Below are 16,510 nucleotides of genomic sequence, written 5' to 3' on the forward strand. Positions count from 1 at the left end.
AATTACAATCTCTTTGGATATTCTTTCAATGATTTTATATATATACAGCTATGTAGTTAGAAATCCTTTCCATAGTGAAACTAGAATTGATTTAAAAAAGATTAGTTGGGAAGAACTATCTATCTTAATTAATAAAGTTTTTTTTCATGGGGGGGAGATTAATATTACTAAAGCCAGTACACAGTATAATGAAGCATATTCAACCCTTACTTATAATGATTTAGATAGTTACAGCCTAGTGTGTGATGAAAGATATGGGTATCTACTTGGATGTAGTATTTTTGAGAATGATGAATATCCAGAAGGGAGCTACCTTCGTTTAATAAATAAAAATGAAGTACTATCTGAAAAAATATATACCTTTGCACCTTTTGATGATGAGTGGAGTGCACGATACGTTAATCAGGACATAGAAATTGCTTTAAAAATATTTAAAGAAATTTACAATCATGGATATCTCTCAACTGAATCTAAGCAACTGTTTAAAGATAATTTAACTTCTTAGCATAATACTGCTTATACGAAATTTTTTAAAAATATAGTAAAAATAGTATCTTAAAGCTCAACGTTTTAACTTGGCATAACGTGTATTATGTTAATTTTAGGAAATCTTAAAACTAATTTTCAGATTTATCCCACCAACTTTGAGCTAAATCAGTATTTTTAGGGATACCTATACCATCACGATACATAACGGAAAGACTTCGCATTGCTTGCTTGTTACCTAACTTCGCAGCCTTTTCACGAAGCTCCAAAGCTTTATTAAAATTAACGTCTATTCCGCTATCTTCGCGAGTATATAAATCAGCTAATTCAATCATTGATTCAGCATGGCCATTTTCTGAGGCTTTCTGAAACCACTTAAAAGCTTTTTGGAAATGTTCTAAGGAATCGTTTTTGTCATCTTCTTCCATTAATTTAGCATATGTAACATAACCATCGGCTAACCAAAACATTGCTGCTATATTTCCATTTTCAGCTGATTTAATAGCCCAAATTTCAGCTTGATTTTCATCTGAATCAACACCATGGCCATATAGATAAATCTCAGCTAATTCTAACTGGGCAGAAGTATCTCCATTTTCAGCTTTCGCTAATAAATCATTAGAAAAAACAGGTTCGGCAAATGTTTCCATTGAAAGGCATACTCCTAAAGCCATAAAAATATTTGTTAATTTATTCAATTTTTAACTTTTAAATTAAACTGTTAGGTCTGTACATTTTTATATCATATCCAAAAGAAAACTCTAAAATTACAGTATATTTTTAGCCTATTTAACATAATACAGATTATACGAAGTACACCTGTATATTAATTTAAATATCAATGACTTAAAAATTTATTCATGACGAAGAAAAGGCAAAAAATCGGCTTTTGTAATAAGTTGGTGAGTTTTTAAGCATATCTGTAACATTTTACCAGTAAAATTGGCTAAAAAACGATCAATTTGGCAATCAGTGCCCATTTCATGCGGATCCAAGTTGTGAAACTATCCCCAATTGCTGTGGATAAAATTTAGGCTATTTTGTACGCTTTGGCTCACATCAATCTCGGCTCTTTGCTGCTATCCGGAATACTGGAATTTTCCTATGATGAACTCATCGGGAACAGGATGTTCCAAACAACAAGAATAAGAAAGATCGCACCAGGAGTGTGAGGTAAGACAGGAGTCATACCTAGCAACCCAATATGAGAAACCCTGGCAGGATGCCGGGGTTTTTTATTATCTAATTTTTTAAATCAAGGTTGGATGAGCATCCAGAATGCGGATCAGCGTTGCTGCTGGGCCAGTTGGATAGCGACGGCCTTGTTCCCAGTTTTGTAGGGTTTTCGCGCTGATATGCAAACGTGCTGCAAATTCACTTTGGCTTAAGCCAGTCTTTTCTCGTACTTCTTTAATATTCGGCAATTCAAGTTCTGTGTGAATAGCCACCGATTTTGTAGACACCTTTTAGTTAGATAAAAAAGCAATTTTTTTGATCTTTAAAGAATGAGGATATAAGCTGTTTAAAACTTAATTCTAATTGCTTAATAGGTGAAAAATGAAATTAGCAGAAGCTCTCTTACTTCGAAGTGATCAACAAAAAAAAATTATTTCACTAAAACAACGTATCAATGCAAATGTATTGGTACAAGATGGTGATCAACCATCTGAAGATCCAAATGAACTACTAAAACAAGTATTTTCCTTAATTCAAGAATTTCAAAAATTAAGTTATGCAATTCATGAAACTAATGCTTTAACAAAATTAAATGATGGCCGTTCTCTACTTGCTTTATTGACTTTACGTGATGAATTTGTAGAACAGCACAAAACCCTAACTGCAGCAATAAGTAATACATCTCGTGAATCTGATCGTTATAGTACGCGGGAAATAAAGTGGCATAAAGTTATTCCAGTTTCATCATTACAAAAACAAGCTGATGATATTAGTCTTAAATTACGTGATTTAAACGTGTTAATTCAGTCGAATAATTGGAAAATTGATTTGATTGAAGCCTAATAGTCCTTTAGATATAATCAAGTTGAACATACTGGGCGAGTACAAGATCCCTTACTTCCACAACATAGGATTGTAAATAAAATGTAGTGGCTTGCAAAGCAAGTGGATAAGCTTAAAATTTTAGGTACAAATTAATCCATCACTTGGCATAACTCAAATCTTTGTGCAAACAAAGTTACACGTTACTTATAACTACCATGTACTGACAGTATGTTCACCTCAATTACTAAAAATAAAGAAATGAGCAAGCATCAGCTCAACTACATTTCTATTTTTAATTTCAATTCGGCTTTGTTGTATAAAGAGCTGAAAGATAGACTTTGAAAATTATAAAAATCGGAAATTTATGATATAAAAAATGTGCTCGACGATGTCGAAAAGCCGACTTGGAAACAAGTCGGCTTTTTTAAACAACTTTGTAATATTCTCTAAATGATAATGGTTTAAAAAGTAGGTATTTATTGATTTTTACTATTTTATCAAAGACTCTATTTCGAAAGCTATCCCTCAATTTTTGTGGGTTAGAGCTTACAAAGATATCGGCTTTTTTTGGTTATTTGGAATAGGACTAAGTTGCCTAACAGATTGGTATATATCACAATTTTATTATTTATATGATTTATATAAAATAAGCAAAAAGAATTTCATTATAAGGAAATCATGAGAAAAAAGATTACCTATCTAGCTGGGGCTATGACCATAGTTTTACTAATAGCGGTGATTAAACATGAAAATGAAGTAAAGGGGGATGAACAATTTAGATATTTAGATTCCATAGCATCTAAGCAACCTTAGTAAAATTGCACTTATATTTAGAAATACTAGATCATATAAAAACCATTATTTAACATAAAATCTCTTATATGAAATTTGAATACAAGTCCCAGTTAGCTTCAATCCTGGCTTACTTTACGTTTTATAATTTTAAAAGTTCGTCGTTCCGTAAGCGTCCGCTGAATCCCATGCCTATTTTTTAATTTTGGTCGGATTTCCAGCGGTGTGGCAGTAATTCTTCTATTTGGGTGACTTTATGCGTCGGCAGCCTTTTCAGCACATCACTTAAATAGGCATACGGATCCAGTCCATTCAGCTTTGCTGACTGGATTAAAGTCATGATATTGGCAGCTCGTTGGCCGCTGCGCAGCGAGCCAGCAAACAGCCAGTTCTTACGTCCCAACGCCCAGGGGCGCATCTGATTGTCGGGTAGTCAGACGCAGTTACCTACGTCCAACCCCCTAAGAACCGTGCATGCGAGTTTCCCAGCACACGGCTCAAGCCTCTGCTAAGGCGCCATTCGGCACCCGGTTATACATCGTTGACATTGGCAAACTGAACACTCCTCGGACAATACAGATGGTAAATCTCAAGATTAGCAACTGCATCCGTTCCACCATGACTTAGCTTCACAATATGACGGCTGTGCCATGGTGTATCTTTGGTGACTGGTTTAAGACAGGCGCAGCAGCGACCACCTTGTTTTAGCCACACCCGATACAGCTTGGCTCGCCCCTTTGCGGAGACCAGCATTCTTTTACCCCATCGGGATTCGAAGTACTCATCCCATGCGGGGTCATGAGGGTTAGCAGCAGCCTTGATCTTGATATGTCGCACAATTGGCGTGTCCGAGGCAGACACTAATGTGTATTGTCGCTTCCGACCATCGGCGGACTGTTCATCACATGAGAACACCCATCGACGCGCTCCTTGTACTTTGAAATACCGATCTTTGACCCATCGGAGTGTCTTGCGAGGGTGGCGACGTACAGCCCATCGCCAGAGCATTTCCCACACTGCGTTGTCTACCTGGTTGAAAACCTTCTTGGCAACGACATGACTATGATAGTTGGCCCAACCCCTTAGAATCGGGTTGAGCAAACCGATCAAAGTGGCCTGTCGTGTCGCTTTGTTTGCATTGATTAATGCTCGCAGCTTGTCAAGATGAGCGCTGATGTTTGCCTTTGACGGCTTGATCAGTAGCTTGCCGTTGTACTTACGTACGTTCCAGCCAAGAAAATCGAACCCGTTCCCTATGTGCGTGATTTTGGTCTTTTCCTGAGAGAGCACGAGACCGCGCTGCGCCAGAAATTCAACCACGGCAGGACGAACTTCATTTTCGAGCCACTCTTTAGAATACCCCGTGATGATGAAATCATCCGCATACCGTACCAGTTGCAGCTTTTTGCCTGTCCATTTGGCGTTAGAGAACCTCTTCGCCAGCATCGTTTCCAGTCCGTCCAAGGTCATGTTGGCCAGCACCGGGGAGATAATACCTCCTTGCGGTGTTCCGGAACGACTGGGAAACAGCTTGCTTTGGTAGACGTAACCGGCTTTGAGCCATTTCCGTAGAATCACCTTGTCCATTGGGAGGTTGGCGATCATCCAGTCATGGCTGATATTGTCGAAACAGCCTTGAATGTCACCCTCTAGCACCCACTCCGCACTTACTTTTCTTGACAGCACACCAAAGCACTGTGCTGCAGCATCCGCGGTTGAGCGTTGCGGTCTGAACCCATAAGAGTTCCGATCAGCGATGGTCTCCGCGATGGGTTCCAAAGCCAGCAGATGGAGCGCCTGCATGGCCCGGCATTTCATCGTGGGTATCCCGAGAGGTCTCATCTTGCCATTTTTCTTCGGAATAAGGACTCTCCGAAGCGGAAGGGGCGTGTAACCTCGCCTCTTCAACGACATCATCGCACCGGTCTTGGCCTTGGGTGTATTCCAAGTCACCTTGTCGACCCCAGCCGTGTTTTTGCCTTTGTTTTCAGACACTCGTTTGACGGCCAATGCTTTGCCACTAAACGAGTGAGTCAGCAGCCATTGCAAAGCTTTCGCCTTGTTATGCCTGCCGTCTTGTACCGCCTTCACAATACGCGCTTGCAGCCCTCTGACATGACGCTGTACAGCAATCCAATCGATGCTGTCCCACGATGTGCTGGAAGGTGCACACGCTGATACTGCTGCATTCATTTGCTCTCCCTCCATTAAAAGGGTTCTACACACTCTCTTGTGATGAGAGACCATAAGGACGTCAGCCCGCTTTCGCGTGGGGTAATGTTTCAACCTCTATCCAACCCATTACAGACTGGCATTCGCTTTTTCCTCGTTCCTTCGCCCGCATCACCATGGGCAGTTTTTGCAAACTGCTTTCCCAATGGGAGTAATACGGGATTTCCACGTTCCGCTTACTGAAGTACATCGGCTTAGGTGCCTGCTATCGACCGGGAGGCGTATGGGTCACGAATGCGTAGTCGAAAGACGCAATTCCCACCTCCATTACCGTTTTGGTTCGAGCGTATCAGCCATTTCCGCTCGTTCAACTTAACGATCGTTACGCAGATTCACATGTGTTCACCATACCGATTATCTAGCCCTTGTCCGGCTATGGCTGCCAGAAGGGTACGCCTCTCACGATTGATACCCCGCACCTTGCGGTGCCTCGTTACATTGTCGAAGGCGCTCTTTATTCAGCCTTCTAGATTCACCCGGTGACACGGGTGGTTCCCGCAGGGGGAACAACTTCATTAAGCGACTTCGTGTCGCACTTCAATCCAGTTATTATCTATAGGCAAATTGCCATCATCCAGATAGTGGCAGAGTGCCTGCCAACGTTTTAGGCTGTAATTGATCGCCTTGGCAGTTGGAGAACTCGATGGCACCGCCAGATAATGTTGGTTGAGCCATTCATACAGTTGTTGCATCACCGGTTGGCTATGCTGTTGCCGGTATTCGCGGCGATGTTCTGCTGTACCATCGGTCTTTTTCCTGAGTTCTGCTTCTATGGCATACAGTTTCTGAATCAGCACTAATGCCTGTTCAGCGATCTGACTTTTCCCGGTCACATGCAGTTCATGGAATTTACGACGTGCATGTGCCATGCAGCCCACCTCAATGACCTGGCCTGATTTAAAGCGTGCTTTATAACCACTGTAATCATCACAGACCAGATGGCCCTGCCAGCCATTCAGGAACTCTTCAGCATGCTGACCTGAACGGCTATCCTGAAAGTCATAGATCACCGCTTGAACTGGATTGTACTGTGTGGTGGCATAGGCCCAGACATAACCTTTCTTCGGTTTTTTCTCATTCTCACCCATCCGCATGATGGTGACCGGCGTTTCATCGGCATGGATCACCCGCTGTTGCAACACCACCTGTTTTAAGGCATTAGCCAGAGGTTCCAGTTCCACACCGCAGCGACCAATCCAGTCAGATAAAGTGGATCTGGACAGATCAATGCCAGCCCGCTGATAGATCAGGCGCTGACGGTACAGCGGCAAATGATCGGCATACTTCGATACCAGCACATGGCTGAGCAATTCAGGTGAAGCAATGCCTTTATCAATCACATAGGCGGGCATCGCTTGCTGAGTCAGAGTGTCGCACTGATCACAGACCCATTTGCCACGGACATGCTGTTCCTTGTAGAACTGTGCCGGTCTGAAATGCAGTTTTTCACTGATATCTTCGCCGATACGACGTAACTGGCAGCCACAACTGCATTGGGTTGATGCAGGTTCATGCTCAATACGGATGGTGTGTAGATGATCTGGCAGCAGTCGACGTTTAGGTTTGTTGACTGTGGCTTTCTGTGTCGCTGCATCGGTTTTATCTGCATTTAATCGTTCTAATTCCAGATCAACGGCTGCGATATCTTCTTCGACCGCTTCGTCCCATAGATGGATTTGTTTTGCGGTGAGATGTTCGTTTTTAATGCCGAATTTGTGCTGTTTAAATAGTGCGAGTTCATGCTCGTATTTTTGATTGAGAATAGAAAGATGCTGAACTTTGGCATCCAATTGCTGGTTTGATTTTTCTAATTCTTGATTTGATTGTGCCAGAGACTGATGCTGCATCGCCAACTGCCGGGTAAATTCCAGCAGTTGTTCATGGGTCAGTTGGCTTAAATCAGGCAGCATTTTCATGACTGCAGTATGCCTGAGGTCATGACGCAGAGGAAATAGAACGTTTGGAGAATAGCAGAATGTAGCAGCCTGGTTTAGAGCATTGTTACCACTTGCTGTCGTCCAATGCGCTGCCAGGGCAAACCCTGAATTAGTGCCTGTAACTGTTCTGGACTGAGAGCTACGTTTTCACCCTGGTGAACTTTAGCCCAGTGGAATTTTCCCTGTTCCAGCCGCCTGGCACACAGCCAGATGCCTAGTCCATCATGTACCAGCACTTTCATACGATGGCCACGTTTATTACAGAACAGGTAGGCGCAATGCGGTTTGATTGAGCCAAAGGCTTTCATAATCTGCGCCATGGCCGTATCCATACCCGCACGCATGTCCATGGGCTGGGTAGACAACCAGATTTCATCGATACGGATCATTTGATCAAGCCCTGAAGTAAAAGCAGTAATTCAGTTGCAGACCCCACCGGCCATTCGATTTCGATCATCTGATCCCTTACTGAACCTTGTTCATCATGTAATGGAATCCTAATATGAGCGGTAGCTTTCTTCTCTGGCACAGGTGGCGGAGGTGCTTCTTGTTTGACTGGCGTCGGGTGAAGAATGACGGGAAGGAAGTCGGTCTGTGGAATGGATGAGATTGTTAATGATGGAACCATTGATCTGGACTGACGAATCCATTTATGCAACAGATTGGCATTGATCTGATGTTGCATTGCGACCTTAGCCACCGATGTATCTGGCTGCTGGCATTGCTGAATAAGTTGATGTTTAAATTCAGCCGTGAAGGTTCGACGGTAAGCGTCCGCTGAACACACCTTATGAATTCGTCCTATAAGCCTTAATTTAGTCCCCACTTAAAAACAAGTGGGGACTAAAATTTATGACTACAAATCACCAGACATCCATCGCATCTCTTGCGAAAAAACGAAGAACATACAGTGCTGAATTTAAACAGCAGATCGTTCAGGCTTGTAAAGCACCGGACGTTTCAATTGCTTCGGTCGCTTTGCAACATGGATTGAATACAAATCTCGTATCCAAATGGATTCGCTTAATTGATGCTAAGCCAGGGAATGATCGCTCACCACTACCGAATAAACCTGCATTTATTGCCTTATCCTGCTCTGCACCATTAGATCCTACTCCTACTGACATGTTAACGGTTCAAATTACTTTACCCCACTCAAAAGCAGAAATTGGCTTGAAATGGCAAGTATCAAAAATATCTGCTTTAGCAGAATTACTCAAGGCACTGGCAACATGATCCGTATCGATGAAATCTGGTTGTCTACCCAGCCCATGGACATGCGAGCAGGAATGGATACGGCCATGGCTCAGGTGGTGAGAGCCTTTGGCTACATCAAACCGCATTGTGCTTACCTGTTCTGTAATAAACGTGGCCATCGCATGAAAGTACTGGTGCATGATGGACTGGGGATCTGGCTGTGTGCCCGGCGGCTGGAACAGGGCAAATTTCACTGGGCTAAAGTTCACCAGGGTGAAAGCGTAGCCCTCAGCCCGGAACAGTTACAGGCACTGATCCAGGGTTTGCCCTGGCAGCGCATTGGACAACAGCAGGTAGTGACGATGCTCTAAACCAGGTTGGTGCATTCTGCTATTCTCCAAACGTTCTATTTCCTCTGCGTCATGACCTCAGGCATACTGAGGTCATGAATACGCTGCCTGACTTAAGCCAACTGACCCATGAACAACTGCTGGAATTCACCAGGCAGTTGGCGCTGCAGCATCAGTCTCTAGCACAATCAAACCAGCAATTAGATGCCAGAGTTCAACATCTTGAAGTCACCAATCAGCAATTAGATTCTAAAGTTCAACATCTTTCTATTCTCAATCAAAAATACGAGCATGAACTCGCACTATTTAAACAGCACAAATTCGGCAGTAAAAACGAACATCTCACTGCAAAACAAATCCATCTCTGGGATGAAGCGGTCGAAGAAGATATTGCAGCCGTTGATCTGGAACTGGAACGGCTGAATGCAGATAAAACCGATGCAGCGACAGAGAAAGCCACAGTCAACAAACCTAAACGTCGACTGCTGCCGGATCATCTACACACCATCCGTATTGAGCATGAACCTGCATCAACCCAATGCAGTTGTGGCTGCCAGTTACGTCGTATCGGCGAAGATATCAGTGAAAAACTGCATTTCAGACCGGCACAGTTCTATAAGGAACAGCATGTGCGTGGCAAATGGGTCTGTGATCAGTGTGACACCCTGACTCAGCAAGCGATGCCTGCCTATGTGATTGATAAAGGCATTGCTTCACCTGAACTGCTCAGCCATGTGCTGGTATCGAAGTATGCCGATCATTTGCCGCTGTACCGTCAGCGCCTGATCTATCAGCGGGCGGGAATCGAGCTTTCTAGATCAACGTTATCTGACTGGATAGGTCGCTGCGGTGTAGAACTGGAGCCTCTGGCCAATGCCTTAAAAGAGGTGGTACTACAACAGCAGGTGCTGCATGCAGATGAAACACCGGTCACCATCATGCGGATGGGTGAGAATGAGAAAAAACCGAAGAAAGGTTATGTCTGGGCCTATGCCACTACACAGTACAATCCAGTTCAGGCGGTGATCTATGACTTTCAGGATAGTCGTTCAGGCCAGCATGCTGCAGAGTTCTTGAAAGGCTGGCAGGGCAATCTAGTCTGTGATGATTACAGTGGTTATAAAGCACGCTTTAAATCAGGCCAGGTCATTGAGGTGGGCTGCATGGCCCATGCACGTCGTAAATTCCATGAACTGCATGTGACCGGGAAAAGTCAGGTCGCTGAACAGGCCTTAGTGCTGATTCAGAAACTGTATGCGATAGAAGCAGAACTCAGGAAAAAGACCGATGGTACAGCGGAAGACCGCCGCGAATACCGACAACAGCACAGCCAACCGGTGATGCAACAACTGTATGAATGGCTCAACCAACATTATCTGACGGTGCCATCGAGTTCTCCAACCGCCAAGGCCATCAATTACAGTCTGAAGCGTTGGCCAGCCTTAAGCCGCTATCTGGATGATGGCAATCTACCCATTGACAATAACTGGGCAGAGAACTCAATGCGTCCCTGGGCATTGGGCCGTAAGAACTGGTTGTTTGCAGGTTCGCTGCGCAGTGGACAGCGAGCGGCAAATATCATGACTTTAATCCAGTCAGCAAAGCTGAATGGGTTGGATCCGTATGCCTATCTCAGTGATGTGCTGAAAAGGTTGCCGACACATAAAGTGACCCAAATAGAAGAATTACGTAAGCGTCCGCTGAACACACCTTATGAATTCGTCCTATAAGCCTTAATTTAGTCCCCACTTAAAAACAAGTGGGGACTAAAATTTATGACTACAAATCACCAGACATCCATCGCATCTCTTGCGAAAAAACGAAGAACATACAGTGCTGAATTTAAACAGCAGATCGTTCAGGCTTGTAAAGCACCGGACGTTTCAATTGCTTCGGTCGCTTTGCAACATGGATTGAATACAAATCTCGTATCCAAATGGATTCGCTTAATTGATGCTAAGCCAGGGAATGATCGCTCACCACTACCGAATAAACCTGCATTTATTGCCTTATCTTGCTCTACACCATTAGATCCTACTCCTACTGACATGTTAACGGTTCAAATTACTTTACCCCACTCAAAAGCAGAAATTGGCTTGAAATGGCAAGTATCAGAAATATCTGCTTTAGCAGAATTACTCAAGGCACTTGCAACATGATCCGCATTGATGAAATCTGGCTTTCTACCCAACCTCTGGATATGCGAGCAGGGATGGATACGGCCATGGCTCAGGTGGTGAGAGCCTTTGGCTACATCAAACCGCATTGTGCTTACCTGTTCTGTAATAAACGTGGCCATCGCATGAAAGTGCTGGTACATGATGGACTGGGCATCTGGCTGTGTGCCCGGCGGCTGGAACAGGGAAAATTCCACTGGGCGCAGGTTCACCAGGGTGAAAGCATGGCGATCAGTCCGGAACAGTTACATGCACTGATCCAGGGTTTACCTTGGCAGCGCATTGGACGACAGCAGGTGGTGACGATGCTCTAAACTAGGCTGGTCCATTCTGCTATTCTCCAAACGTTCTATTTCCTCTGCGTCATGACCTCAGGCATACTGCGGTCATGAATACGCTGCCAGACTTAAGCCAACTGACCCATGAACAACTGCTGGAATTTACCAGACAGTTGGCAATGCAGCATCAGTCTCTGGCACAATCAAATCAAGAATTAGAAAAATCAAACCAGCAATTGGATGCCAAAGTTCAACATCTTTCCATTCTCACGCAAAAATACGAGCATGAGCTCGCACTATTTAAACAGCACAAATTTGGCAGTAAAAACGAACATCTCACCGCAAAACAAATCCATCTGTGGGACGAAGCGGTTGAAGAAGATATTGCAGCCGTTGATCTGGAACTGGAACGGCTGAATGCAGATAAAACCGATGCAGCGACAGAGAAAGCCACAGTCAACAAACCTAAACGTCGACTGCTGCCGGATCATCTACACACCATCCGTATTGAGCATGAACCTGCATCAACCCAATGCAGTTGTGGCTGCCAGTTACGTCGTATCGGCGAAGATATCAGTGAAAAACTGCATTTCAGACCGGCACAGTTCTATAAGGAACAGCATGTGCGTGGCAAATGGGTCTGTGATCAGTGTGACACCCTGACTCAGCAAGCGATGCCCGCCTATGTGATTGATAAAGGCATTGCTTCACCTGAACTGCTCAGCCATGTGCTGGTATCGAAGTATGCCGATCATTTGCCGCTGTACCGTCAGCGCCTGATCTATCAGCGGGCGGGCATTGATCTGTCCAGATCTACTTTATCTGACTGGATAGGTCGCTGCGGTGTAGAACTGGAGCCTCTGGCCAATGCCTTAAAAGAGGTGGTGCTGCAACAGCGGGTGATCCATGCCGATGAAACGCCGGTCACCATCATGCGGATGGGTGATGATGAGAAAAAACCGAAGAAAGGTTATGTCTGGGCCTATGCCACTACACAGTACAATCCAGTTCAAGCGGTGATCTATGACTTTCAGGATAGCCGTTCAGGTCAGCATGCAGAAGAGTTCCTGAATGGCTGGCAGGGCCATCTGGTCTGTGATGATTACAGTGGTTATAAAGCACGCTTTAAATCAGGCGATGTCATTGAGGTGGGCTGCATGGCGCATGCACGTCGTAAATTCCATGAGCTACATGTGACTGGGAAAAGTCAGATCGCTGAACAGGCATTACTGATGATTCAGAAACTGTATGCGATAGAAGCAGAACTCAGGAAAAAGACCGATAGTACAGCAGAACACCGCCGCGAATACCGACAACAGCACAGCCAACCGGTGATGCAACAACTGTATGAATGGCTCAACCAACATTATCTGACGGTGCCATCGAGTTCTCCAACCGCCAAGGCCATCAATTACAGTCTGAAGCGTTGGCCAGCCTTAAGCCGCTATCTGGATGATGGCAATCTACCCATTGACAATAACTGGGCAGAGAACTCAATGCGTCCCTGGGCATTGGGCCGTAAGAACTGGTTGTTTGCAGGTTCGCTGCGCAGTGGACAGCGAGCGGCAAATATCATGACTTTAATCCAGTCAGCAAAGCTGAATGGGTTGGATCCGTATGCCTATCTCAGTGATGTGCTGAAAAGGCTGCCGACGCATAAAGCGACCCAAATAGAAGAATTACTACCACATCGCTGGAAATCCAACTCAAATTAAAAAATAGGCATGGGGTTCAGCGGACGCTTACAGAATTACTGCCACACCGCTGGAAATCCGACCAAAATTAAAAAATAGGCATGGGATTCAGCGGACGCTTACGTTCGACGGGGCTTTTTTAGCGTTGGTGCAGTGTCTATAACTGTCTTTAAATCCATAAATAGGTGTCCACTTAAATTTTAGTGGACACTATCGCGGTATTAATGAGTTAGAAAAAGTGGGGCTCAGCGGACGCTTACGTCGTTCCGCAAATCGGTGAGCTAGGTCAGGATTCCGGCCGTCCAAGTGTTTAACCAAGATTGGCACACCATTCGGTGTGACTCTACTTCGTAGTTTCATAGGTTTTTTTAAGCCCGTATATCTTTTGGTGAAGATATACGGGATTCTATTCTTTATATTTCTGGGAAATAAAAGACCTGCTAATAGAATATTTATAGCGGGTTTCGTGCGCTATAATCTGTCAAGAAAAGCTTAGCTATTAATAAACCTCCCGGAGGAGGTTTAAACAATATTTTTTAGATCAGATCGAATATATTTTTTTATTTTTGGGGTGAATAAAACAATTATCTAAAGTTAATCTTATGACTTGCCCATCAACAATAATTTGATTAGAAGGTTGATATATATTTCCTCCAATATTTGAAGTCAAATTACTACTAGATTTAGGCTCATAAACTCTTTTTACAATAACCTCATCACCTTCATTATTCATGGCAGTAACATCTTCAAGTCTATGCTTAGAACACATATATACCTCTATTCTTTAATGATGAAATAGTAAACTCAATAAATCATAGCTAGATATAGATAATATCAAACAAATCACAACAGAACTGCAAATCTTTTTAGCTTGTACTCTATCTTCCAGGATATTTACCCATAAGAAAAGAAAAAACCCCTCAATATCTAGAATGCGAGGGGTAATGTGGTTGGCGAGGCTCGTATCAGCAAGGGATGGAAAGAACAAACTGGCTTTATCATGATTGATTCACAAAGTGTAAAAAACACAGATACTGCACGTGATAAAGGGTATAATGTTGGTAAAAAAGTTTCAGGCATTAAAAGACATATTATTGTTGATACTGAAGGTCTCCCGCATGGAATATTGGTTACGACAGCAGATAAAACAGATCGTCAAGGTGCGTTAGATACTATAACTTTGCATAAAGATAGCTTACAAAATGTAGAGGTTGTACTTGTTGATGGCGGTTATACAGGTGAACCCTTTTCTTTGGCTGTTAATAATTTAATCGGATCCCGAGTTGATGTAGCTAAAAGAAGTGAATTGCATAAATTTGCAGCCATTCCACAACGCTGGGTTGTGGAAAGATCATTTGCCTGGTTAGAAAAATGTAGAAGGCTCTGGAAAAACTGTGAAAAGTACCTAAATACGAACCTTCAGTTCATTAATTTAGCCTTTTTAAAGCTACTTTTGCATAGAAAATATTCTGGATAGGTTCTAAGGTGGGAAGTCTCAAGGAAGCATACTTCTTTGGCATCCACTTATTAGAAACTTATTAGAATATAGAGCAATGCGCAAAATACTTCATAGACATCAATGACTCTTGGACGTGTTTGTTTTCTTCCGCTCAATCGTAGCAGTTCAATTTCTTTAAAAGCTTCTCGACTAATGTTGCAGGGATATGGTTTTCTCATGAAGGGAATTTAACAAATTATTTTTTCAATTGCTAAAAAAGAATGAAATTAATACTGGATAGGCTCTTAGTTTGGCCAATAGATTCCCTCTATGGGCATTTTTTTGATATAGATACCCTAAAATAAATTCTTTAGCATTTCATAAGCAATGAGTATTAAGGCTGAGACCATCAGCAACACAAAAATGAGTTCCACTCTAGTTAACATCTTAGTTTCATTTACTTTTCACTTAATTTATATAGCAGTTAAGTCGTAGCATCAATGACATAACATGACATGGAAAATAATCAAAAAAGATAGAATCTAGATTTTTATTACATTTACTATCCGCATGCTTCAACAGCAGCTTTGAATATTTCACTTAACCTTTAAACTTTTTTAAAAGTTAAATGTATTTACATATGAGTTCTAAAATTTGATATAATTTATTAAAAATTTAGATTCTAAGTGTAAATAATGAGAAGCGCTAATATTCGACGTGATGGTTACTTAAAATTTCTGAATACATGGCAAAACCGTGATGTCATTAAAGTACTTTCAGGTGTACGTCGCTCTGGAAAATCCACCTTATTGGCGATGTTTCAACAAGACCTAAAAGCACAGGGTGTACAAGCCGAAAACATCATTGCCATCAACTTCGAATTTATGGAATTTGAAGAACTCACCGATTACCGTAAACTACATGATTATGTATTGTCCAAAGTTGATAAAAGTAAAAAAAACTATGTTTTTTTAGATGAAATACAACATGTTAACAATTTTGAGAAAGTGGTCGACTCTTTATATGTTCGGGATTATATCGATTTATATATTACAGGCTCAAACGCATTCTTTCTAAGTGGAGAACTTGCAACTTTACTTACAGGACGCTATATCGAGCAACATGTTCTACCTTTGTCATTCCAAGAATTTAAACAGTGGCATATTGAAAATAATCCGATCATCCAACAATTATCCAATCGTGATTTGTATGCCATGTATACGAGCAGTAGTTTCCCTTATACGCTTGCCATGACTAGCCAGCAAGAAACTTATGATTACTTGCAAGCGGTCTATGCCAGTGTAATGTTTAAAGATGTTATTCCCCGTTTGAATACTGCCGATATTAACTCTCTCGAGCGTGTCGCAAGATATTTGGCAAGCGTGACAGGCTCACCTATTTCCATCAATAAAATTAAAAATACCTTTGTTTCAAGTGGGGTTAAAATTTCATTTGAAACAGTAAAACGCTATATTCAAGGCTTACAGGACAGTTTGTTATTTTATAGTGCTGCCCAATTTAAAGTACGCGGGCGTGAGTTATTACAATCCTCTGAAAAATACTATTTAGTTGATGTCGGATTGCGCCGGATTATGTTGCCTGATGCTAATGCTGATCAAGGTCATATCTTAGAAAATGTAATTTATCTTGAGCTTATCAGACGAGGTTATACGGTCTATGTAGGGCGGGTTGATGAATATGAAATTGATTTTGTTGCTGTCGATACTTTACAGAATTTAACTTATTATCAAGTGGCGTTAGAAACGCTCAATGAGGAGACACTCAGCCGAGAGTTACGTCCATTACAGAAAATTTCTGATTCGTATCCCAAATATTTACTTACCTTAGACACGATAGGGGCTGAAGCAAATTATAATGGTATTGTAAAAATGAGTGCTCTCGATTGGTTGCTATCTGAAAATAAGTAA

At 42.5% G+C, this 16,510-nt stretch carries 14 protein-coding genes and 5 pseudogenes; 10 read left to right on the plus strand and 9 right to left on the minus strand.

What is annotated here, in order from left to right; all coding sequences use genetic code 11:
• The first annotated feature begins 28 nt into the window (after positions 1-28).
• Positions 29-505 (plus strand): hypothetical protein, encoded by a 477-nt coding sequence (locus C3F22_RS17420; protein ID WP_004812225.1) that lies wholly within the window; start codon positions 29-31, stop codon positions 503-505.
• Between the two features lie 112 nt (positions 506-617).
• Here the strand turns inward: C3F22_RS17420 and C3F22_RS17425 are convergent, their stop codons facing one another.
• Entirely contained in the window at positions 618-1,136 is a 519-nt protein-coding gene (locus C3F22_RS17425; protein WP_004812221.1) for a tetratricopeptide repeat protein, read from the minus strand.
• A gap of 600 nt (positions 1,137-1,736) precedes the next feature.
• A pseudogene (locus C3F22_RS17435) lies at positions 1,737-1,922 on the minus strand (helix-turn-helix domain-containing protein); the annotation flags it as partial.
• A gap of 121 nt (positions 1,923-2,043) precedes the next feature.
• Between C3F22_RS17435 and C3F22_RS17440 the strand changes: the two are divergent.
• Positions 2,044-2,505 (plus strand): DIP1984 family protein, encoded by a 462-nt coding sequence (locus tag C3F22_RS17440; protein ID WP_000761345.1) that lies wholly within the window; start codon positions 2,044-2,046, stop codon positions 2,503-2,505.
• 973 nt (positions 2,506-3,478) lie between these two features.
• On the opposite strand, the pseudogene C3F22_RS17445 reads toward C3F22_RS17440, so the two are convergent.
• The 5 genes and pseudogenes from C3F22_RS17445 to tnpA (C3F22_RS17465) form a co-directional block, all read right to left on the minus strand.
• A pseudogene (locus tag C3F22_RS17445) lies at positions 3,479-3,706 on the minus strand (transposase domain-containing protein); the annotation flags it as partial.
• Between the two features lie 104 nt (positions 3,707-3,810).
• Positions 3,811-5,472 (minus strand): group II intron reverse transcriptase/maturase, encoded by a 1,662-nt coding sequence (gene ltrA / locus C3F22_RS17450; protein ID WP_005265392.1) that lies wholly within the window; start codon positions 5,470-5,472, stop codon positions 3,811-3,813.
• Positions 5,473-6,047: 575 nt separating this feature from the next.
• Positions 6,048-7,427, minus strand: a pseudogene (gene tnpC, locus C3F22_RS17455) (IS66 family transposase); the annotation flags it as partial.
• 74 nt (positions 7,428-7,501) lie between these two features.
• Entirely contained in the window at positions 7,502-7,837 is a 336-nt protein-coding gene (gene tnpB, locus C3F22_RS17460) for an IS66 family insertion sequence element accessory protein TnpB (protein WP_004783682.1), read from the minus strand.
• Complete coding sequence (tnpA, locus tag C3F22_RS17465; RefSeq protein ID WP_228203601.1) at positions 7,834-8,235, minus strand: IS66-like element accessory protein TnpA; 402 nt, start codon at positions 8,233-8,235, stop codon at positions 7,834-7,836. Before tnpA (C3F22_RS17465) ends, tnpB (C3F22_RS17460) begins: the two co-directional genes overlap by 4 nt.
• 65 nt (positions 8,236-8,300) lie before the next feature.
• On the opposite strand from tnpA (C3F22_RS17465), the gene tnpA (C3F22_RS17470) reads away from it, so the two are divergent.
• From tnpA (C3F22_RS17470) to tnpC (C3F22_RS17495), 6 genes are all read left to right on the plus strand, one after another.
• The gene (gene tnpA / locus C3F22_RS17470; RefSeq protein WP_005094709.1) at positions 8,301-8,684 is read left to right on the plus strand and encodes an IS66-like element accessory protein TnpA; all 384 of its coding nucleotides are present in this window, start codon (positions 8,301-8,303) and stop codon (positions 8,682-8,684) included.
• Positions 8,681-9,016 carry an IS66 family insertion sequence element accessory protein TnpB gene (gene tnpB / locus C3F22_RS17475; protein ID WP_004282310.1) on the plus strand — a complete coding sequence of 112 codons (336 nt, stop codon included), beginning with the start codon at positions 8,681-8,683 and terminating at the stop codon, positions 9,014-9,016. Before tnpA (C3F22_RS17470) ends, tnpB (C3F22_RS17475) begins: the two co-directional genes overlap by 4 nt.
• A gap of 74 nt (positions 9,017-9,090) precedes the next feature.
• Positions 9,091-10,725 (plus strand): IS66 family transposase, encoded by a 1,635-nt coding sequence (gene tnpC / locus C3F22_RS17480; RefSeq protein WP_104427074.1) that lies wholly within the window; start codon positions 9,091-9,093, stop codon positions 10,723-10,725.
• A 45-nt stretch (positions 10,726-10,770) separates the two neighbouring features.
• Positions 10,771-11,154, plus strand: coding sequence for an IS66-like element accessory protein TnpA (gene tnpA / locus C3F22_RS17485; RefSeq protein WP_005232272.1), 384 nt, complete (start codon positions 10,771-10,773; stop codon positions 11,152-11,154).
• Entirely contained in the window at positions 11,151-11,486 is a 336-nt protein-coding gene (gene tnpB, locus C3F22_RS17490) for an IS66 family insertion sequence element accessory protein TnpB (protein WP_158651691.1), read from the plus strand. The genes tnpA (C3F22_RS17485) and tnpB (C3F22_RS17490) overlap by 4 nt, the downstream gene beginning before the upstream one ends.
• Before the next feature lie 74 nt (positions 11,487-11,560).
• On the plus strand, positions 11,561-13,165 hold the full coding sequence (tnpC, locus tag C3F22_RS17495) for an IS66 family transposase (protein ID WP_004733110.1): 1,605 nt from the start codon (positions 11,561-11,563) through the stop codon (positions 13,163-13,165).
• A gap of 520 nt (positions 13,166-13,685) precedes the next feature.
• Here the strand turns inward: tnpC (C3F22_RS17495) and C3F22_RS17500 are convergent.
• Entirely contained in the window at positions 13,686-13,913 is a 228-nt protein-coding gene (locus tag C3F22_RS17500; protein WP_004812210.1) for a hypothetical protein, read from the minus strand.
• A gap of 174 nt (positions 13,914-14,087) precedes the next feature.
• Between C3F22_RS17500 and C3F22_RS17505 the strand changes: the two are divergent.
• Positions 14,088-14,621, plus strand: a pseudogene (locus tag C3F22_RS17505) (IS5 family transposase); the annotation flags it as partial.
• A 21-nt stretch (positions 14,622-14,642) separates the two neighbouring features.
• Here the strand turns inward: C3F22_RS17505 and C3F22_RS17510 are convergent.
• A pseudogene (locus tag C3F22_RS17510) lies at positions 14,643-14,821 on the minus strand (transposase); the annotation flags it as partial.
• 456 nt (positions 14,822-15,277) lie between these two features.
• Here C3F22_RS17510 and C3F22_RS17515 point away from each other — a divergent pair.
• The gene (locus C3F22_RS17515) at positions 15,278-16,510 is read left to right on the plus strand and encodes an ATP-binding protein (RefSeq protein ID WP_004812206.1); all 1,233 of its coding nucleotides are present in this window, start codon (positions 15,278-15,280) and stop codon (positions 16,508-16,510) included.

Source organism: Acinetobacter sp. ACNIH1, from assembly GCF_002934695.1.
GTDB lineage: Bacteria > Pseudomonadota > Gammaproteobacteria > Pseudomonadales > Moraxellaceae > Acinetobacter > Acinetobacter variabilis.

Coding starts and splice junctions, on each gene's coding strand:
- tnpB (WP_004783682.1), bottom strand. CDS start 7,837: ATGATCCGTATCGATGAAATCTGGTTGTCTACCCAGCCCATGGACATG.
- ltrA (WP_005265392.1), bottom strand. CDS start 5,472: ATGAATGCAGCAGTATCAGCGTGTGCACCTTCCAGCACATCGTGGGAC.
- C3F22_RS17515 (WP_004812206.1), top strand. CDS start 15,278: ATGAGAAGCGCTAATATTCGACGTGATGGTTACTTAAAATTTCTGAAT.
- tnpA (WP_005094709.1), top strand. CDS start 8,301: ATGACTACAAATCACCAGACATCCATCGCATCTCTTGCGAAAAAACGA.
- tnpC (WP_104427074.1), top strand. CDS start 9,091: ATGAATACGCTGCCTGACTTAAGCCAACTGACCCATGAACAACTGCTG.
- C3F22_RS17420 (WP_004812225.1), top strand. CDS start 29: ATGATTTTATATATATACAGCTATGTAGTTAGAAATCCTTTCCATAGT.
- tnpA (WP_005232272.1), top strand. CDS start 10,771: ATGACTACAAATCACCAGACATCCATCGCATCTCTTGCGAAAAAACGA.
- C3F22_RS17425 (WP_004812221.1), bottom strand. CDS start 1,136: ATGGAAACATTTGCCGAACCTGTTTTTTCTAATGATTTATTAGCGAAA.
- C3F22_RS17440 (WP_000761345.1), top strand. CDS start 2,044: ATGAAATTAGCAGAAGCTCTCTTACTTCGAAGTGATCAACAAAAAAAA.
- tnpC (WP_004733110.1), top strand. CDS start 11,561: ATGAATACGCTGCCAGACTTAAGCCAACTGACCCATGAACAACTGCTG.
- tnpB (WP_158651691.1), top strand. CDS start 11,151: ATGATCCGCATTGATGAAATCTGGCTTTCTACCCAACCTCTGGATATG.
- C3F22_RS17500 (WP_004812210.1), bottom strand. CDS start 13,913: ATGTGTTCTAAGCATAGACTTGAAGATGTTACTGCCATGAATAATGAA.
- tnpB (WP_004282310.1), top strand. CDS start 8,681: ATGATCCGTATCGATGAAATCTGGTTGTCTACCCAGCCCATGGACATG.